This is a genomic window from Mesorhizobium sp. ZC-5, from assembly GCF_025753855.1.
In the GTDB taxonomy this organism is placed as follows: Bacteria; Pseudomonadota; Alphaproteobacteria; order Rhizobiales; family Rhizobiaceae; genus Neomesorhizobium.
In genome coordinates, this window is sequence record NZ_JAOWPT010000001.1 from 207,066 (window position 1) to 226,649 (window position 19,584).

Sequence of the window (19,584 nt, forward strand, 5' to 3'; positions counted from 1 at the left end):
CACGATGACAGGTGAGCAGGCCCCGGTTCTTTCTGTGAAAAACCTGTCGGTGGCGGTCGGCCAGTCCGGCGCCAAGGTGGTGGACGGTCTCAGCTTCGACATCCCCGCCGGCGAGATGCTTGCGCTGGTCGGCGAATCCGGCTCAGGCAAGACCATGGCAGCGCGCTCGGTCCTCGGTCTGCTGCCTACCGCGCTCAAGGTGACGCCCGACAGCAGCATCCGCTTTCGGGGCCGCGAACTGACGACACTGCCAGCCCCTGCCATGCGGAGCATACGCGGCGCTGAAATCGGCATGGTGTTCCAGGAGCCGATGGTTTCCCTCAATCCGTCGATGACCATCGGCCAGCAGATGGCGGAAGGGCTGTTGCTGCACCAGCGGCTCGGCAAGGCCGAGATTCGCGATCGTAGCTTCGACATGCTGAAGCGCATCCGCATCGAGGATCCGGAGCGCTGCCTCGCTGCCTATCCGCACGAATTCTCGGGAGGCATGCGCCAGCGCATCATGCTTGCCTCGGTGATGCTGCTGAAGCCCGCTCTGCTGATCGCAGATGAGCCCACCACGGCGCTTGACACGCTGATCCAGCGCGACGTTCTCGATCTGATGGTGGAGCTCACCCGCGAGAACAATACTTCCGTCCTGCTTATCAGTCACGACCTCGGCATGGTCTCGCATTATGTTCGCAATGTCGTCGTCATGCACAAGGGCACGGCTGTCGAACAGGGCAACAGCACAACGGTGCTGCGTTCGCCCAAGGATGAATACACAAAACGGCTGGTCGACGCACTGCCGCGCCGCAGCGCCGGCGGCATTCGGTCCGACGCGGCACTGGAACCCCTGATCGAGCTCAAGGATGTTGTGATCGACTATCCTGGGCGCAGCCGCCTTTTCGGAAAGACCGCAGCCAAGCGTGCCGTCCACGGCGTCGACCTGACCATCGGATGCGGCGAGACACTGGCGCTGGTCGGGGCCTCCGGCTCTGGCAAGACGACGCTCGGCCGCGCCATCGTTGGCCTGGTCACGCCGACGGAAGGCACGATCCGGTTTCGCGGTGGCGCGATCTCGCGCAAACGCGATGCGGAAGGCCGGGCACAGCGCCGAAACGTCCAGATCGTTTTCCAGGACCCGTATTCTTCCCTCGACCCGCGCCAACGCATTGCTGATATCGTAGCAGAGCCCCTCAAGCTCGATCCGACCCTGGATGCCGCGAAACGGCGCGATCGTGTCAGCGAGGTCTTCGCCGAAGTCGGGCTCGGCCCCGAATTCGCGCGCCGCCTGCCGCACCAATTGTCGGGAGGCCAGCGACAGCGCGTGGCGATTGCCCGCGCCATCGTAAGCCGGCCAGCATTCGTCGTCGCCGACGAACCGGTCTCCGCACTCGACATGACGGTCCAGAAACAGATACTGAAGCTGATCCGCGAACTGCAGGCGCGCCATGGGTTTGCCTGCCTGTTCGTTTCCCACGATCTGGGAGCGGTGGAGCAGGTCGCCGACCGGGTCGCCGTGATGGAAAACGGACGCATTGTCGAGATCGGCTCGCGCGACGACGTTTTCGATCGGCCGCGCCACGAATATACCCGCCGCCTGCTCGACGCAGCGATGCTGCTTGACCGGACCTTGTCCGGCAGCGCAGCGGAACCAAAGCGGGCCGCCAATTCATGAGCCGGCATTGAACGTTCAAGTGGAACGGTCACCCCGCAAGCTGGGTTTCTACGACCTCGGCGCGACGCCCTATTTTGCCAGCCGAATGGATCAGCGGCTCTCTTATTGCCTTTATGTGCCGCGCGACTATCAGCAAGACGGCTGCGAGCAACTCGATCTCGTCGTCATCGTTCACGGCACGGCGCGCTGGGCGGAACAATACCGGAATGGATTTGCCGATTTCGCGGAGCAGCAGCGCGCGATCATTCTCGTGCCGCTTTTTGCCGCCGGCATGACCGACCCAGGCGAGCTTTCAAGCTACAAGCTGATGCGCTCCGGCGGAATCGCCTACGATCTTGTCTTGCTGGATATGGTCGACGAGGTGAACGAGCGCTATCGGCTCCGCTCCGACCGCTTCCTGATCCATGGCTTCTCGGGCGGTGGACACTTTTCCCACCGGTTCCTCTATCTACATCCGGAGCGGTTGTTGGGCGTATCAATCGGGGCGCCGGGCATTGTCACCCTGCTCGACGGCCAACATGATTTCTGGGTCGGCATCCGCAATTTCAGCAGTGTTTTCGGCAAGGACATCGACATCGCCGCGATGCGAGAAATTCCCGTACACATGGTGATCGGTTCGGAAGACACCGAGACCTGGGAGATCAGGCTCACGCCGGAGGATTCCTGGTGGATGGATGGCGCCGAACGGCTTGCCGAAACAAACCGGCTGCAGCGTATGGCGGCCTTGCGTGAAAACCTCGAATCCCATTCTATCGCGGTTCGGCAGGATATCGTACCGGGTGTGGGTCATGACGGCAGGGCCATGCTTGCGGCGGTCCAGACCTGGTTTGGCGAAATCCTTGCAGCGGAAAGGCGAAAGCGGCAGCCATGAGGGCGCTTGGACGCATCATCGAAATCTGGCGCTATCCGGTCAGTTCCATGGGCGGGGAACGCCTGGAGGAATCCCCGCTTGATGCCCGCGGCATCGAACATGACCGCATCTGGGGGGTGATCGAGCGCGAAAACGGCGAGGTGGCGGCGCCGGAGAAACGCAAGCATTGGCGTCCGTTGCCGAATCTTTTTTCACGCATGGTGGCGGCGGAACCTGACGTGGGAAAAGGCGATGGCACCTGGTACCCCGTCTCGTCGCCGCAAGCGCAGGACCTGGCAACCCGCTTTCTCGGATTTCCGGCGGCATTGCGTCCTCACACGGCCTACGGAACCGAAAGTGAGGGCAAGGTAGCGCCGCGTTATGAACGGGCCGACATTCACCTTCTGACCACCGCCTCGATGCGCATGCTCGCCTCGCTGCTGCCCGACCCCGCCGAGGTCGACCGGCGGCGTTTTCGGCCGAGCATCGTGGTCGACACCGTGCCAGGCCTCGAAGGCTTCGTTGAGCACGAGATCGTCGGGAAGAAGCTAGCGGTCGGCAACGCAACAATCACGATTTCCGAACCCTGCGCGCGGTGCAGCTTCACGGCACTGGCACAGGGAAATCTTTCGTTCGAACCGGCCGTCCTCCACAAGATCTCGCAGCATGGGAAAGGCGGCTTCGGTGTCCTCTGCAAGATCGAAACGCCGGCGGTCATCCGCGTGGGCGATGCAGTCACCCTTGTCGAGGCGTAAGCCGCATCCAGCCTTCAATGGCCGGTGGTCCGGCGCAGACCGAAAGCGATATCGTGTCTCCGATCTCGTAGACAACTGCGCCAATCGTCATTGATTCCGTGATCGGGTCTTCCAGGCCGGGCACGATGGAAACGGCTCCATCGGCACGGCAAGCCGAAAGTGCGGATTTCACGATCTCCGCGTCAACCGCCAGGGCCGCATCTGCAGACAAATCGGCCACGAGACTCGCGAGCCTCCCGCGCGAATTCTCGCTGCCGGAGAGATTGACTCCGGGGAAGAGGCTGTCCCTGCTCTTGAGCGGGTGGTTCGTGTGAAGAGAACGACCGCTGTCGACATCAAGTTCAACCGCACCACCTGCCGAACACTCCAGCGTCTTTATCCCGTACCGGTCACCAAGCTGATAATTCTGCCCGGATGCATGCGGCACCCGCCGCAGGAAATCCGCCGCATCGCCGGCATTCGATCTCGCCAGCGCGCCACGCATGGCGAAGGCGACCGGCAGTCCGGAACGGCTCACCCCAAGTTGCGACAGCGTGTTGACGCAAACGCCGATGCCCTGTCCGTTTAGTCCCATCAGGCCGATCATGCCGGCCGAGGTGAAAACCAGCGTTTCGTGTCCGTCATCGGCCGCGATCCGTAGCAGGGCTTGTGCGCCATCGTGCCAACGCGGCAGATCCATCGTCTGCCCGACAAGAGTCGGCCTGCCTCCGGCCGGCGCAATCGCCAGACTGCTGCAATGACCGTCGCCCGTCGATTTGGAAAACCACCACTCCTCGTCCATGAGTTGCAATGCATAGGCGGTTTCCTCGGCAATTGTCGCGCCTTCGGCGATGCCCGTGACCTCGTCGAGAAGGTCCGGCGTCAGGCTGGCGCTCATCGCCCGGAAATTCGTCGCCCCCAGAAAACGCGAGAGAAAAACCGCCGGCGGCTCGCCATAGGCCTCGCCGATCGCCTGGTGCCAGCGCGCGATCTTTTCGCCTATGACGATGCGGAGCGCTTCGCCGTGAACGCGGCCGCGCTCCCGGGCACCAGTGGGGCAATCGACAATAGGCATGGAGTCCGTCCGCATGTGACCTCCTTCAACGGCTATGCGAGCGCTGGGGTTCAACGAAAAGGGCGGGAACACCCGCCCTCGCACTGTTCCAATGGAGTGGGCTCTGTCTATTTTTTCTTGACGCCCCAGGCCCGCGTTTTTTCACCGGGCCACACATTGTAGCCTTCAATGTTCGGTCCGACAGCATCGGTGACTGCTTCATAGTAGAGGCCGAGTATCGGAACGTCTTGCGCCATCAACGCGTGGATCTGCTTGAACAGGCCCTTGCGCGTCTCGAAGTCGGTCGTCTTCGTCGACTGGAGGTAAAGTTCGTAGGCCTGGTCGTTTTCCCATTGGCGGGTGGGTGCCTTCTCCTTGTCGCCGATCAGGATGCCATAGGCCTGCGAGGGATCGATGCGCGCCGAGTAGCCGAACGACTGCATCTGGAATTTGCCCGCCAGGTAGTTGTCGAGTTGGGCCGCCCAATCCAGCACTTCAAGTTCGGCGTTGATCCCAGCCGCCGCCAGCATTGCCTGCACCAGGACCGAATTTTCGTACATGCCCTGATAGCGTGTGTTGGTCTGGATCTTGATCGTCTCCCCTTTGTAGCCGGCTTCAGCCAGCAGTTTCTTGGCTGCCTCGATGTCGTATTGCGGCCACTTCAGGAAGTCTTCGTCGAAAAAGGCGCTCGCTTGAGCCACGCCCGAAGGATTGAACTCGGACGTGCCGTTGGTGCGAACCGCCGCGATCTGCTTGAAATCGATGGCATGCGCGATCGCCTGGCGCATCTTCACATTCGACAAAAGCGGATCCTTGGTCTGGATAAGCAGGGGCGTGAAGGCCAGGCCTGGTATCGACAACACCTTGATGCCGCGGCCCTTTGCCTCCTCGGCACGCTGCGGTTCCAGGTTTGGCAGGACATCGATCTGGCCGGCGAAAAGGGCCGTCTCAGATGCGGCGGTGTCGGGGATGACGAGGAACTTTACCTCATCGACATAGGCTGTCCGGTCGCCGGTAAGACCGTCCATCTTTTCCTTGAGTGGCTTGTAGTCCGCGTAGCGTTCCAGCGTGAGATATTGCCCCTTCTGCCATTCCTTCAGCTTGAAGGAACCGCTGCCGATTGCGCTGTCGGCAATCCATTTTCCGTCCGCACCGACATTCTTGGGGCTGGCGATCCAGCCATTGCACTGGATATTTGCCAGCTGCGCGAGGAATAACGCGTTGGGTTCATTAATCTTGAAGACGACGGTTCGGTCATCGGGCGCTTCCACCGCCTCAACCTTGAGGCCCTGCGAACCATCGAAAAACGGATTGCAGAACCACGCTTCACCTGCCGCGACACGGCGGTCCCAGTTCCATTTGACGTCCGACGAAAGCACCGGATCGCCATTGTGGAAGGTCGCTCCTTCGCGCAACTTGAAAGTGTAGGTCTTGCCGTCTTCCGAGGTTTCCCAGGATTCGGCCAGCACCGGCCCGATCGTCAGGTCGTCGCGGAAGCCGACCAGCGTCTCGAATATGTGGTGCAGGATGGTGTCGGTGTTCGCGTCACGGTTCAAACCTTCCGTGTCGCGGATATCCGCATTGACGCGGATGTTGAGGGTACCCCCCGACTGCGCCTGTGCTTGGGCGGCAAATCCGGTCAGCAGTCCTGCCGCCAGTGCCGCCAATATCGTCGATTTCCAGTTCATGGCTTTCTCCGAGTGTTCCGTCCGCATTTATTTTGGTTAAGCGAGCGTGCGGACAGCGCTCAGCGTTTCCGTGAAGAACTCTTTCACATGTGCGATCAGTTCCCGGTCGTTGTGCGCAACGCCCGGTACCACATCGAGCCGCACCCCTATTCCATGCTGCTCGAAACTCTTCTTGAGCGACTGGAGGCGGTCGTTGCGGTCGGCTCCAGCCAGATCGGCGCCGGGCATCCACAAGGCATCGCTGGGCGTGATGGTAATTTCCCAGGTCTCGTGGTCGTCTCCGCCAATGACCATCTGCACCGGAACTTTGCGTGCGGCATCGAGGTCGATCTTCTTGCCGAAGACGGCTTCGAAATCGCGCACGCCGACCCAGAAATCATGGTCGAAATCGAGCAGCGTCACGACACCAGGCGCGCCGATCGACGCCGCCATGAGCCGTTCCGGATGGAGATAGAGAAAACGATGGGTGAAATGGCCGCCGCCGGAAAAGCCGTACATCATCACGCGGTCGCCAGCGATGCGGTAGCGCTCGCGCATCTCGTCGATCATGTCGAGCATCACCGCATCGTAGTGCAGGTCTCCGGCGCGCAGCATCTTGTAGGAAGAGAGATCGCCCGGAAAGCAGATGTTGGCCGGAAAGAGCGGACACAGGACGATGACGCCGTTTTCTCCGGCGAAATCCGCGAACGCGTCGCGGTAAGCAAGCATGCCGCGCTCAGTGCCATGCACGATCACGGCGAGCGGGTAGGTCTTGTCTCCGTCTTCCTCATAATCATCCGGAACATAGGCACAATAGGGAAAGCGCTGGTCGAAACGCGAAGCGTAGACCGTGGTGTGTCCGAAATCATAGTAGGACAGCTTCTGGCCGTGGCCACCGACTTTGCGCATCGACTTTACCCTCCGTACTTGAGGCACTGTTTCATAATTTTATGCAACTGAAAAGCATTCAAGGGAGTGCATATCCTCGAAATCGCGTATTTTGCGGCTTTCAAGGTCTTCTGAGCAGAGAAATGGGCGTGTCCGGCAGAACGGGATTGCCGCGTTATCCTTCCAGCCTTGCCAGATTCCGGCTCGATGATGGGCTGCCATGCGCCCCGCATGAATCAGACGGCCAGAATATCCTGGGGATGGGCCTGACCTCGCCGGAGTGATGAGGCCGGTTCCGTCACTAACCCTGCGCGTTACGCTACTCCGCCCAGGAATGCCTCAAGATTCAGGCCGAGGTCGTCACAGAGGTAACCACCCTCCTGAACGATCACGCTTGGCAGGCCGAGGGTCGAAATCGCTTCTCCAATGCGGCTGAAGCCATCGGTCGTTACCGACAATCCACCGAAAGGATCGCCCTCGAAGGCATCGAGGCCGAGCGCCACGACCAGAACGTCGGGCGCAAATGCCTGGATGCGGCGAAGGCCTGCGTTGAGCGCCTCGAGGAACCCCTCATCCCCGGTCTTGCGCGGCAGTGGCAGGTTGAGGTTGTAGCCGAGCCCGGCGCCCTCGCCGCGCTCGTCGGCATGGCCCCAGAAGAACGGATAGAAGCGAACCGGATCGGCGTGGATGGAGACGGTCAGCACATCCGGGCGCCTGTAAAAGACGCCTTGCGTGCCGTTGCCATGATGCAGGTCCACATCGAGGATCGCGACGCGGGCAGCCGATCGGCGCAGATGCTGCGCGGCGACCGCTGAATTGTTGATGAAGCAGAATCCGCCGGCGACATCGTTGAAGGCGTGATGGCCGGGCGGACGGCAGAGTGCGTAGGCAGCGGCTTCGCCCGACATCACCGCCTCCGTTGCGGCGACCGCGCTCCAGGCGCTCCAGCACGCGCTTTCCCATGTCTCGGCGGAGATCGGGCACGACGTATCGGCCATGTGGTAGCCTGCCTGCCCCACCGCCGAGGCCGGATAACTGCCGTCGCGGGCGATCGGGTGGATGTTCGGGATAACCTCCAGCGAAGCACCCTCTATGCGCCGCCAGCGCTCATAGATGTTCTGCAGAAATTCGAGATATTCCGGCGAGTGCACCGCGGCGACCGGCTTCAAGCCGTAGTCGCGGGGGCGTTCTATCGTGCAGCCGGCAGCGTTGGCGCCCACAAGAAGCCGCTCGACGCGTTCCGGCTGTTCCGGATTGGGCTGCGGGGCGCCGCTCGACAGGAAAGCCCTCGGATCGTGACGCTTCTGTTCTTCAGCATAGAAGGCTTTCACGCGTCGTCTCCGTCATCGCTTGCTAGCGCCAGGAAGGCATCGCCGCGCGCCGCGAAGATCTTCTCCTCGCGCGACCATTCCATGCCCATACGTTCATAAAAACGCTGTGCCGATGCGTTGGCGGCATCGACCGACAGGCGCAGGTAAACCCCGCCCCTGTCGCGCGTTTCGGCGGCCAGGCGCCGCAGCAGGCGCTCGCCGACACCCAGGCCGCGGAATGCCGGTTCGACATAGAGGTCCTGGACATAGACGCCCGGCCGGCCATACCAGGTGGAAAAGCTCGGAAAGGAGAGGCAAAGACCGGCGAAAACCCCGTCAATTTCGGCGATCAGGACGGCGAAGGCCGGTGTCTCTCCAAAACCATGGCGCAGGATGTCTGCCGGGGTGCTGGACACCCTGGCAACCTGATCCAGCACTTCGGCGATACCGAGGATCGCCGCGTGGATCGCCACTGCGTCGTCCGGGGTCGCGGCGCGGACGATCACCTTGCCCGTCTTGTCCCGGCTGCCTCCCATCTAGAACGCCACCCTGTCGCCACCCTTCAACGCAAGCATCTTACGCGCTTCGGCCGGCGTCGCCACTTCGAGCGAAAGGCCTTCGAGGATGGAGCGAATGCGGGCGACCTGTTCGGCGTTGGATTTCGCCAGTTCGCCACGGCCGAGATAGAGGCTGTCTTCCAGTCCGACACGCACATTTCCGCCGAACGTCGCCCCCATGGTGATCAAAGGCATCTGGTGGCGGCCGGCCGCTAGGACGGAGAAGTGGTAGTCGTTGCCGAAAAGCTTGTCGGCGATGCGTTTCATGTGAACAAGATTCTCCGGGTCCGCGCCGATGCCGCCCAGAATACCCAGCACGAACTGGATGAAAAGCGGCCCCTTGACCAGGCCGCGATCGTGGAAATGCTTCAGCGTGTAGAGATGGCCGACATCGTAGCATTCGAACTCGAAGCGCGTGCCGCAGCCATCGCCCAACCGTTTCAGTATGTCCTCGATATCGGCGAAGGTGTTCTTGAAAATCGTCGAGCGCGTCGCTTCGAGAAGTTCCGGTTCCCACGGGTGCTGCCATTCGACACCAGGTTTCGCCATCGGAAAGATGCCGAAATTCATCGAACCCATATTCAGCGAACACATCTCGGGCTCCGCCCGAAGTGCTGCCGCCAGACGGTCGTCGAGCGCCATCAGCGACGAGCCGCCGGTCGAAATGTTGATGACCGCGTCACTCGCCTGCTTGATGATCGGCAGGAATGCCATGAACACCGCCGGATCAGCACTCGGACGGCCATCGGCAGGGTTGCGGGCGTGCAGATGCAGGATCGACGCCCCCGCTTCGGCCGCCGCAATCGCCTGTTCGGAGATCTGCCGCGGGGTCACCGGCAGGTAGGGGCTCATGGTCGGCGTGTGCACGGATCCGGTGACGGCGCAGGTTATGATGACTTTACTTTTCGACATGTGCCGCCTTAACCGTTGACCGGGAGGTCGAGTTCGCGTGCCAGAACCTCGAAGCAGTCCTCGAGGATGCCGACCAATTCATCGATCTGCTCTCTGGTGATGATGAGCGGCGGCGCCAGCATGAAATTGTCGAGTTCAAAGCCATCACCGCGAACCCGCCGCGAATAGATGATCAACCCGCGATCGTAGGCAAGGTTGAGCAGGCGCTGGTTCGCCGCCTTGGCTTTCGGCAGTGGAGCGAAGGTCTCCGGATCGGCGACCATGTCCGCGCCCAGCAGCAGGCCCTTGCCGCGAACCCCGGCAATGAAAGGAAAGCGGCCGGCCAGACGTTCCACTTCGCTTTTCAGCACATCGCCCATCGCCGCAGCATTCTCGACCGCACCGAGACGTTCCAGCTCGTCCAAAACCGCAAGGCCCGCCGCGCAGGAGAGCGGATTGCCGGCATAGGTGTATCCGTGCTGGAAGCCGCCGGAGTCCAGCACCGGGCCGACCAGCCGCTGCGATGCGGCCATGGCGCCGAGGGGCGCATAACCTGAGCCGATACCTTTCGACAAAGTGATGATATCCGGCTTGCAATCCCAGTGATCGCCGCCGAGAAACCTGCCGGTGCGTCCGATGCCGCTCATCACCTCGTCATGAATGAGCAGAATGCCGTATCTGTCGCATATCTCGCGGATGCGCGGAAAATAGCTGTCCGGTGCCACCAGCGCCGCCGTCGCAGCACCACCGACCGGTTCCATGATGAAGGCCAGCACGCTTTCCGGTCCTTCCTCGCGGATTTTCTCCTCCAGCATGTCGGCATAGCGCAAGCCACGCTCTTCCATCGATAGATTGTCGCGGTCGCGATAGGCCGTTGGCGCGGGCACGGTCGGCATGATCTGTATCTGCGGGGCGAATGTCTCGGTCAGCGCCAGATCGCCGGTGACGCCCAGCGAGCCCATAGTGCCGCCATGATAGGAAGGGAAGCGCCCGATGATTTTCCAGCGTTTATCCTGCCCGGTCACCACGGCCCATTGCCGGGCGAGCTTTAGCGCGGACTCGACTGCTTCCGATCCCCCGGAAACGAAGAAGATGCGGTCGAGGCCGTTCGGCATTTTCGCGGCCACCCGGCGCGCCAGCTCTTCCGCCGGCTCGTTCTCGAAGTGCAGGCGGTAGGCGAAAGTTGTGCGGTCGAGCTGCCGCTTCATCGCATCGATCACGTTCCTGTTGCCGTGACCGACATTGACCACCATGGCACCGCTGGATCCGTCGATGAAACGGCGGCCATCCTGCGTGTACATGTAGATGCCCTCGGCCCGATCGATCAGCGGCCGGCGCAAGCGCGTCAGATAGAACAGGTTGGATGGCGCCGGTTCGTTCGTGGCGGTCTTATCGATCACGGAGTCAGTCCTTCCGATGGCGGATTCATGCGTTCGCCTCATGACATTCATTTTTGAAGATAGCGGTCGAGCACATTGGCGGTGACCCGCTCGACCATCGCGTCCTTGCGCAACAGGCCGGCGACCCACTCGCAACTGCCGGCGTTGAACACTTCGCCCTTGCCACGCGGGAAATTGACGATCATGCCGGCGCCGCGCTTCACCCGCTCTACCGCCGCCGGGCCATCGTCACCGACAAGCGTCTCCGCGACGAATTTGGCATCGGCGTCGGAAAGGAACTGATCGTCGGCCGGGATGTCGGCGCTTTCTTCCTGCAGCGACGACATGCCGAGCGCCAGTATCTGCATGCCCTCGGGAGCAGCACCTTCGCCGGTCGGCTCCGGCAGGCCGCGGCGGATGATGTAGTCGACACCGTCGACCTCGTAGCCGAAGACATGACCGTCAGCGCCAAGCAGGTCGCCGTAATAGAGGCCGGCCCCGGAAAACGCCCAATGGTCGGGCCGGTAGACCGGAAATCCGCGCACGCCGCGCGGGGCGCAGCCGCCCCAGCCGACATAGAGGCCATAGGTTGCGTTGAGCCCGAATGTCTGCGCGCCGGGGCGGCCGACTTCCGGGGCTTCCCAGGATGTCGAGGTGCGGGTCTTGTCCTGCTGCCGGTACACGGGGTCTTCGGCGCGGGCGCGATATTTGTAGCAGGTCTGGCGGCGGCCCTCGTCCTCCAGCCTGGTCTGCCACATGAAATTGCCGGCGAAACGAGCGGCGCGGCCGCCGCGCTCGACCCAGTTATCGACCGCGTCGCGCATCTCCCAGGTCCAGTATTCGTCGTGACCGACGAACACTGCGCAATCATAGCCGTCGAGGATTTCCGGCTCGAAGTGCAATTGGTGCTGGCTGGCCAGGTCGACCTCGTATCCGGCACGCTCTGCCCAGCGGAAGAAATGGCTATCGTAGCTGGCCCAGCCGGACGAGGCGTATTTGCGCGAATAGCCGTTGGCGAACGCCCATTCCATGTGCGGATAGCGCGCCGGCGTCGCCGGCGGCACGGTCACCTGCAACGGCACACGCGGCGCGTCTGCCGGCAGCACGACGAAGCCGCGGCAGAACGGTCGCTGCATGCTCACCGTCGGCGCGTACATGTTGCGGTCGGAACCGGTGATGCCCTGGTAGTGGTTGGAGCCGCCCCAGGTGTTGTAGGCAGACCAGGTGCCCGTCGCCGCCACCTGAAGGATGCGGCCGGTTTTCCGCCCGGCCTCCGGATAGACGATAAAAAGATGATGGCAATGGATCGGCGCGCCATCGCGCCCCTCCGCCGTCAGCGTGACCCGATAGGCGCCGGACGGCCAGTCACGCGGTATCGCGAATTCATGGCTGGTCTCCCAGCCGCAACCCTCGACGGAACACTGGTCGGGCGTCTCCTGCCAACGGGCATCGAGATTGTCCTGCGTCAGTACCTTTTGCTCGGCCGCGCCGTCGCGCACCACATCGAGCCGGTATGTCGGCGCGGTGGACGACACCTGCAGCCGCACATATTCCCCAGCCCGGTAGGCGTAACGGTCCGTGTAGCACCAGATCTCGCCACGTGCGCCATCCATGCCCGGCCATTCGTACTTGTTGCCGAGCACCGCCTCGCGGCGCTGTTCCGCCGTCAGGCCGAAATCCGGATAGGGGCTGTCATAACGCATCGTCAGGCTCCGGACGCGGCTGTCAGATATTTGCGCAGGAACACCTTGGTCCGCTCCTGCTTCGGCGCACCGAACATCTCGGTCGGCGTTCCTTCCTCGACCACCACGCCGCCATCCATGAACAGCACGCGGTCGGCAACCTCGCCCGCAAAACGCATCTCGTGGGTGACGATCAGCATCGTCATGTGCTCGGCTGCCAGCTGTTTCATCACCGCGTTCACTTCGTCGACCAGTTCCGGGTCGAGCGCCGAAGTCGCCTCGTCGAACAGCATCACCTTGGGCTGCATGGCGAGTGCGCGGGCAATGGCGACCCGCTGTTTCTGGCCACCTGAGAGTTTCGACGGAAACGCATCGATCTTTTCGGCAAGCCCGACCTTGCGCAGCAGTTCGGCTGCTTGCGCATGCGCCTCGAGCTTCGGCGTGCCCTTGAGCACGATCGGACCCATGGCGATGTTGTCCAGCACCGAAAGATGCGGAAACAGATTGAAGTGCTGGAACACCATGCCCATCTGCTGGCGCACCTGGTTGATATGGCGTTCGAATGCCTGCCCGCGCAGCCGCTGGTTCACCTGCACGCCGTCCAGGAATACCTCGCCGGCGTCCAGCGTCTCCAGGTGATTGATGGCACGCAGCAGCGTGCTTTTGCCCGAACCGCTGGGCCCAATGATGGCGATGATCTGACCGCGATCGACCGTGAGATCGATGCCCTTCAGCACCTCGTTGGCGCCGAACGCCTTGCGGGCGCCGCGCACTTCGACCATGGGCCCGCTCATCGAGACATCTCCACGCGGCGCTCGACACGGCGCAGGCCGAACTCCAGCACAAGGTTCAGCACATAATAGAGCGCTGCCGCGACAAGATAGAATTCGAACGGACGGTACGTTTCGCTGATTGCCAGTTGCGCCGCATGCACCAGTTCGGTGATGCCGATGACCGAGACGATGGACGATTCCTTGAGCAGCGAGATCATGTTGCCGCCGACTGGCAGCGCCGTGTTGCGGACCGCCTGCGGGACGACGATATAGCGCAGCGTCTGCCAGCGGCCGAAGCCTATGCTTCGCGCCGCCTCTGCCTGGCCGCTGTCGATTGCCACGATGCCGGCGCGAAAGATGTCGGCGTTGTAGACGGCGAAATGCAGGCCGAGACCAACGATGCCGGCGGCCAGCGCCGGAATGTCGATGCCGATCTGTACCAGGCCGAAGTAGATCAGGAACAGCTGCAGCAAAAGCGGCGTTCCCATGAACAGCCACATGAACAACCGCACCGGGTAAGCAAACACTGTGGGCGCGTAGAGCACCACCAGCGCGAACAGGATGCCGCCGAAAAAGCTCAGCAGCGAAGCCGAAACGGTGAGCACGACCGTCCACCATACGCCGATCCAGAGGATGTCCGCGTAAGGCAGGACGACGCTGAAATCGAGACCTTGCACCTGGCGCCTTCCTTGCTCAGTCTATCGCGTAGCGGCGATCGAGCACATCGACCATCCGCGCCACGCCATAGACCATCACCATGTAAAGCAGCGCGGCGATGCCGAAAATCTCGAAGGGCCGGTACGTCGAGCCGATGAAGCGTTGCGCCGTGTAGGTCAGTTCGATCACCGAGATGGTCGATACCAGCGCCGTACCCTTGACCAGTGCCACCGTGTTCACTCCGAGCGGCCGGATCATCAGGCGCGCCGCCTGCGGCAGCACCACGCGCTGCATCGTCTGCCATCTGCCGAACCCGATGCTGCGCGACGCTTCCGTCTGTCCCCGATCAACCGACAGGATCGCGCCACGCATGCCTTCCGCCATGTAAGCGGCGATGTTCAGTCCGAGCCCGATCACACCGGCGGCGAAGGGTTCGAGGTTGATGCCGATCTGCGGTCCGCCGAAATACAGGATGAACAGCTGGATCAGGCACGGCGTGCCGCGAAACACGCTGACATAGGCCGCGCCGGCAAACCGCAACGCCGCGACATCCGACATCCGGGCCGCTGCAACCAGCGCGGCGACCAGGAGACCGAGCAGAAACGCCAATGCCGAAAGCTGCGCCGTGACCAGCGCCGCCTCGACAAAGAAAAGGTAGACCCGCTGGACGAGCGAGAAGTCCATTGGCGAGGACCTTCAGGCGAGAGGAGTGCGGCCCGGCCCGCGCGAGCGGGCCGGAGACAGCGGAAATGCTAGCGGATGTCGCGACCGACCCATTCCATGGCGATCTTCTCGTAGCTTCCGTCGGCCATCATATCGTCGAGGGCTTTCTGCATGGCCGCCTTGAGTTCCGGATTGTTCTTGCGGATCGCGATGCCGATGGCGACGCTGCCACCCTCGATGCCGGGTGTGTCGAGCTGGCGGATCTTCTCTCCCGTCTCCTTTACAGCCACCGCAACCGGAATGTTGTCGACCACGATCGCGTCGACACGACCGGCCTTGAGTTCCAGGAAGAGTTCCGGAAGGCCCTTGTAGGTACGGATTTCCCAACCGCCCTGCGCGCGCGCCCACTTCTCGTGCGTTTCTCCCAACGTGACGCCAAGCGTCTTGCCTTTCAGTTCGTCGAGGGTCTTCACCGTGGAAGCCTCGCTCACGAAGACGCCGCGGCCGGCATGATAATAGGGGCCGACAAAGTCGACGGCCTTTTCACGCTCCGGGGTGATGGTCATCGAGCCGACGATGGTGTCGAACTTGTTGGCGAGCAGGCCAGCGATGATGCCGTCCCACGCCGTCGTGACGACGGAGCCCTTGACCCCGATCCGTTCGGCAATGGCCATGCCTATCGCCGCGTCGAAACCAACCACCTCGTTCTTGTCGTTGACGAAATTGAAGGGCGGATACTGGCCGGTCATGGCGACCTTGATCTCGCCGGCAGCCTTGATCGTCTCGAGGTCGTCAGCCTGCGCGGGCGCGGCTGCAATTGCCGCGGTGAACATGAATGCGGCGGCCACCAGGCCGGAAAATACGGTTCTCATCTCGTTCATCCTCTGGGTCCGCGAGTGGCGGAACTGTCTGCGTTTGCAGTTATGTTTGCGACGCATCGCGAGCGCTGCGACGGATGATTGCCTTTGACGGTGCATTGCGCAAATAGATATTGAAAATGTTTGCCATGGATTTTGGAAATGAAGACGCCCCGATTTGATCGCCTCGTCTGGGATCTCGACTGGAACCTGCTGCGGACCTTTTCGGTGATTGTCGAGGAGAAGAGCATCACGCGCGCGGCCGAGCGGCTGACGCTGAAGCAGCCAAGCGTGAGCAATGCGCTGAAACGGCTCGAAACACGCATCGGGCGCCGGCTCATCGAACGCGACGCAAATCGTTTCGAACTGACCGATGTGGGCCGCCTTCTCTACGAGGAAAGCCTCGATGTGTTCGGCACCATCTCGCGGCTGCAGGTTCTGGTGCGTGATGTGCGCGAGGAAGTAACCGGGCATGTGGTGATCTGCGTCGCCAGCCATGTAGTGTCGCCGTTGTTCGACCGCGCCCTGGCGGAATTTCACCGCGAGCACCCCCGCGCAACGCTCACGATATCCGTCCTGCCGAGCGTGGAGGTGGCCAAGCTGGTGCGGGAGAGACGCGCCTCGTTCGGCATCTGCCTTGTCAGCCAGCGCGATGCCGCGCTCGAATATGCCGTCGTCTACCGTGAGTTTTTCGGCTTCTTCTGCGGCCCGAGTCACAGGCTGTACGGGCTTTCCGGCCTGACATTTGGGGATCTGGAAGGCGAAACATCGGTGTCGTTCCAGACCGACCACATCTCGGATGCGCTGCGCCCGGTGGCGCTGCTGCGCGGCGAAGCAAAGCTCGAGGCAAATGTCATCGGCATCTCTTCGAGTCTCGAAGAGGTCCGGCGGATGATCGTTGCCGGATTGGGGATCGGCCCGTTGCCGCTGCATGTGGCCCGGCGCGACGTCGAGGATAGGTTGCTCTGGCGGCTTCCTCCCTACGAAAATCCGCCGGCCATCGACATCTTCCTGCTGACCAACCCGAAGAAGGTCTTGAACCGGGCGGAAAAAGCGCTGCTCGCTCTCCTGAACGGGCTGGTTTCCTCGACCCCGCTACAGGACCGAACCTATGGCGGCGGAAGCCATTCCGGGCGCTGAACGAAGGTCGGCACGGCCGGAATCATTCGTCCCGGCACCAGTCGTCAGCGCTGGCCTGACACACGACATATCAAATCTGACAACTTAGGATAGGGCGATATGATTTGATTGCAAGCAAGTGACCCATGAAGCTGATTGCGGGGTCGGCGGCGGAGGCATGCATTCGGGAGGACTATGAGTGAAAGTTCGTGCGTCGATCCACAAGGACTTTGCGATCTCCGAGATCGACGACCGCCTGTATTCGGCGTTCATAGAGCATATGGGACGGGCCATTTATTCCGGCATTTATGAGCCAGGGCATCCGACCGCCAACGCCGACGGTTTCCGCACCGACGTGCTGGATCTTGTACGAGCGCTGAAGATCCCGGCGATACGCTATCCGGGCGGCAATTTTGTCTCCGCTTACAATTGGGAAGACGGCATCGGCCCGAAAGAGACGCGTCCCGTGCGCCTCGATCTTGCCTGGCGCTCCAAGGAAACCAACCAGGTCGGCATCAACGAATTCGCCGGATGGGCCAAGGACGCCGGCATCGAGATGATGCTGGCGCTCAATCTCGGCTCGCGCGGCATCGATGACGCCCGCAATTTCGTCGAATATTGCAATCATCCTTCGGGTACCCACTGGAGCGACCTGCGCCGCAGTCATGGCGTCGAGCAGCCGTATGACGTGAAGATGTGGTGCCTCGGCAACGAGCTCGATGGGCCCTGGCAGATCGGGCACAAGGAAGCCAAGGAATACGGCCGCCTCGCGGACGAAACATCCAAGGCGGTCAAGGCATTCGGCAAGGGCATCGAGACGATCGTCTGCGGATCTTCCAACGACGCGATGCCGACCTATCCGGATTGGGAACGGCAGGTGCTGGAAGAGTGTTACGACAGCGTGGATTACATCTCGCTGCACAAATATTTCGGCAACAGCAGCCACGACACGCTGAACTTCTTCGGCAAGATCGAGGAAACCGGCCGCTACATCCAGTCGATCGCCGGCGCCATCGACTTCGTGAAGGCCAGGAAGCGCTCGAAGAAGGACATCTACATCTGCTTCGACGAATGGAACGTCTGGTATCACCGCCGCGAACAGGACAGCAAGAACTGGAGAAGCTGGGACTGGCCGGAGGCCCCCGAACTTCTCGAAGAGGACTACAACCTCGAGGATGCGCTGTTCGTCGGCGGCCTGCTCAACGAATTCATCCGCCGCTCTGACCGCGTCAAGATCGCCTGTATCGCGCAGCTCGTGAACGTCATCGCACCGATCCGGGCCGAACGCGGCGGCAAGGCGTGGGCGACCTCGATCTATTACCCGTACCAGTTCGCGTCGCTTTACGGCCGCGGCACGGCACTGCGCGTGTCGGTCGACGCGCCGACCTACAACTGCCAGGCTGCCGATGACGTGAGCTACCTCGATGCGGCCGGTGTGCTAAGCAAATCCGGCGACATGGTGACGCTTTTCGTGCTCAACCGCCACCTGTCCGAGGCAGCCGAACTGGCCGTCGACCTCACCGGCTTCGGCGATGCCCGGCTGGCCGAACATTTCGTCATCGGTGGTGAGGGAGGCGACATCCGTGCCGCCAATACGTCTGACAATCCGGAGAGGATCAAACCGCGCGCCGGCAGCGGCGTTGGAGTGGAAGATGGCAAGAGGCTGCGTGGATCGTTGCCGCCACTATCGTATCATGTCCTGCGGCTGGCACTGACCTAGCCTGTCACGGCGGAGGAGACCGTGAACATGAATGGGGTCAAGCTCACCGAAGTGAAAAAGAGCTTCGGGACCGTGGAGATCATCAAGGGCATCTCGATGGAGATCGCCCGTGGTGAATTCGCGGTGTTCGTCGGACCGTCCGGATGCGGCAAGTCGACATTGCTGCGCATGGTCGCCGGTCTTGAGGAGACCAGTGGCGGCAAGATCGAAATCGGGGCACGCGACGTCACCGAGGAAGAACCGGCCAAGCGCGGCGTGGCGATGGTATTCCAGTCCTACGCGCTCTATCCGCATCTCAACGTCTTCGACAATATGGCGTTCAGCCTGCAACTGGCCCGGCGGCCGAAGGCCGAGATCGACGAAAAGGTGAGGGCGGCAGCCGCGATCCTGAGATTGTCGGATCAACTCGCCAAGAAGCCTTCCGAGTTGTCCGGCGGCCAGCGCCAGCGCGTCGCGATCGGCCGCGCCATCGTGCGGGCGCCAGAAGTCTTCCTTTTCGACGAGCCGCTGTCCAACCTCGATGCCGAGTTGCGGGTGCAGATGCGGCTGGAACTCAGCCGCCTGCACCAGCGGCTTGGTGCGACGATGATCTATGTCACGCATGACCAGGTCGAGGCGATGACGCTCGCCGACAAGATCTTCGTGCTTCGCGACGGCACCGTGCAGCAGGCCGGCCGGCCGCTCGATCTCTACGACGATCCCGACAATCGTTTCGTAGCGGGTTTCATCGGCTCCCCGGCAATGAATTTCTTCGACGGCAACGTCAAGACGAGCGGCGGCGGGACCGCGCAGATCTTGTTGAATGGCGATGCACACGAAATGCTGGCCGTCGCAGTGAGGGATCCGCTGGCATCGGGGCAGCCGGTCACGGTCGGCATCAGGCCGGAACATCTGGAAATCGCGTCCGGCCAGACGTCGGGATTTGCCGTCAAGGTGGATGTCACCGAGGAGCTTGGCGGCGTCTCCTATCTGCATGGCCAGACGGCGGCCGGTACGCCGACGGTATTCGAGCGGCGGGGCAGCCGCGACGACCACAAGGGATCGACGGTCCGCCTCACGGCGCCGCCGAAGAACGTCATGATTTTCGACAAGACGGGCCCGCGCTTGCGCTAGCCCAAAACCA

Annotated in this window: 18 protein-coding genes; 6 read left to right on the forward strand and 12 right to left on the reverse strand. The window is 62.1% G+C overall.

The window, feature by feature from the left end:
* Positions 1-4: 4 nt before the first annotated feature.
* The 3 genes from OHD58_RS00895 to OHD58_RS00905 are packed head-to-tail and all read left to right on the forward strand — an operon-like array spanning position 5 to position 3,265.
* Entirely contained in the window at positions 5-1,660 is a 1,656-nt protein-coding gene (locus OHD58_RS00895; RefSeq protein ID WP_263801157.1) for an ABC transporter ATP-binding protein, read from the forward strand.
* 19 nt (positions 1,661-1,679) lie between these two features.
* Positions 1,680-2,531, forward strand: coding sequence for an alpha/beta hydrolase (locus tag OHD58_RS00900; protein ID WP_263801158.1), 852 nt, complete (start codon positions 1,680-1,682; stop codon positions 2,529-2,531).
* The gene (locus tag OHD58_RS00905; RefSeq protein WP_263801159.1) at positions 2,528-3,265 is read left to right on the forward strand and encodes an MOSC domain-containing protein; all 738 of its coding nucleotides are present in this window, start codon (positions 2,528-2,530) and stop codon (positions 3,263-3,265) included. The genes OHD58_RS00900 and OHD58_RS00905 overlap by 4 nt, the downstream gene beginning before the upstream one ends.
* Here the strand turns inward: OHD58_RS00905 and OHD58_RS00910 are convergent.
* The 12 genes from OHD58_RS00910 to OHD58_RS00965 all read right to left on the reverse strand — a co-directional run bounded on the left by OHD58_RS00910 (position 3,246) and on the right by OHD58_RS00965 (position 15,637).
* Positions 3,246-4,319, reverse strand: a complete 1,074-nt coding sequence (locus OHD58_RS00910; RefSeq protein WP_263801160.1) for a C45 family autoproteolytic acyltransferase/hydolase — start codon at positions 4,317-4,319, stop codon at positions 3,246-3,248. The two genes, OHD58_RS00905 and OHD58_RS00910, sit on opposite strands and share 20 nt — an antisense overlap.
* Positions 4,320-4,426: 107 nt before the next feature.
* A complete protein-coding gene (locus OHD58_RS00915) occupies positions 4,427-5,986 on the reverse strand; it encodes an ABC transporter substrate-binding protein (RefSeq protein ID WP_263801161.1) in 1,560 nt (519 codons plus the stop codon).
* 36 nt (positions 5,987-6,022) lie between these two features.
* Positions 6,023-6,874: an alpha/beta hydrolase gene (locus OHD58_RS00920; protein WP_263801162.1), complete on the reverse strand. Its 852-nt coding sequence runs from the start codon at positions 6,872-6,874 to the stop codon at positions 6,023-6,025.
* A gap of 293 nt (positions 6,875-7,167) precedes the next feature.
* A complete protein-coding gene (locus OHD58_RS00925) occupies positions 7,168-8,184 on the reverse strand; it encodes a histone deacetylase family protein (RefSeq protein ID WP_263801163.1) in 1,017 nt (338 codons plus the stop codon).
* Positions 8,181-8,699, reverse strand: a complete 519-nt coding sequence (locus OHD58_RS00930) for a GNAT family N-acetyltransferase (RefSeq protein WP_263801164.1) — start codon at positions 8,697-8,699, stop codon at positions 8,181-8,183. Before OHD58_RS00930 ends, OHD58_RS00925 begins: the two co-directional genes overlap by 4 nt.
* The gene (locus OHD58_RS00935; protein ID WP_263801165.1) at positions 8,700-9,632 is read right to left on the reverse strand and encodes a 3-keto-5-aminohexanoate cleavage protein; all 933 of its coding nucleotides are present in this window, start codon (positions 9,630-9,632) and stop codon (positions 8,700-8,702) included.
* An 8-nt stretch (positions 9,633-9,640) separates the two neighbouring features.
* Positions 9,641-11,011 (reverse strand): aspartate aminotransferase family protein, encoded by a 1,371-nt coding sequence (locus OHD58_RS00940; protein ID WP_263801166.1) that lies wholly within the window; start codon positions 11,009-11,011, stop codon positions 9,641-9,643.
* Between the two features lie 47 nt (positions 11,012-11,058).
* On the reverse strand, positions 11,059-12,693 hold the full coding sequence (locus OHD58_RS00945; protein ID WP_263801167.1) for a N,N-dimethylformamidase beta subunit family domain-containing protein: 1,635 nt from the start codon (positions 12,691-12,693) through the stop codon (positions 11,059-11,061).
* A 2-nt stretch (positions 12,694-12,695) separates the two neighbouring features.
* On the reverse strand, positions 12,696-13,454 hold the full coding sequence (locus OHD58_RS00950) for an amino acid ABC transporter ATP-binding protein (RefSeq protein ID WP_263801581.1): 759 nt from the start codon (positions 13,452-13,454) through the stop codon (positions 12,696-12,698).
* An 8-nt stretch (positions 13,455-13,462) separates the two neighbouring features.
* Positions 13,463-14,122 (reverse strand): amino acid ABC transporter permease, encoded by a 660-nt coding sequence (locus OHD58_RS00955; RefSeq protein WP_263801169.1) that lies wholly within the window; start codon positions 14,120-14,122, stop codon positions 13,463-13,465.
* Positions 14,123-14,138: 16 nt separating this feature from the next.
* Complete coding sequence (locus OHD58_RS00960) at positions 14,139-14,786, reverse strand: amino acid ABC transporter permease (RefSeq protein WP_263801171.1); 648 nt, start codon at positions 14,784-14,786, stop codon at positions 14,139-14,141.
* A gap of 68 nt (positions 14,787-14,854) precedes the next feature.
* Positions 14,855-15,637, reverse strand: a complete 783-nt coding sequence (locus OHD58_RS00965; RefSeq protein ID WP_263801173.1) for an ABC transporter substrate-binding protein — start codon at positions 15,635-15,637, stop codon at positions 14,855-14,857.
* A 147-nt stretch (positions 15,638-15,784) separates the two neighbouring features.
* Here OHD58_RS00965 and OHD58_RS00970 point away from each other — a divergent pair, with 147 nt between their 5' ends.
* The 3 genes from OHD58_RS00970 (at position 15,785) to OHD58_RS00980 (ending at position 19,574) form a co-directional block, all read left to right on the forward strand.
* Positions 15,785-16,762: a LysR family transcriptional regulator gene (locus OHD58_RS00970; RefSeq protein ID WP_263801174.1), complete on the forward strand. Its 978-nt coding sequence runs from the start codon at positions 15,785-15,787 to the stop codon at positions 16,760-16,762.
* A 178-nt stretch (positions 16,763-16,940) separates the two neighbouring features.
* The gene (locus OHD58_RS00975; RefSeq protein WP_263801176.1) at positions 16,941-18,461 is read left to right on the forward strand and encodes an alpha-N-arabinofuranosidase; all 1,521 of its coding nucleotides are present in this window, start codon (positions 16,941-16,943) and stop codon (positions 18,459-18,461) included.
* A gap of 27 nt (positions 18,462-18,488) precedes the next feature.
* Positions 18,489-19,574, forward strand: a complete 1,086-nt coding sequence (locus OHD58_RS00980; protein WP_263801582.1) for an ABC transporter ATP-binding protein — start codon at positions 18,489-18,491, stop codon at positions 19,572-19,574.
* Positions 19,575-19,584: the final 10 nt, after the last annotated feature.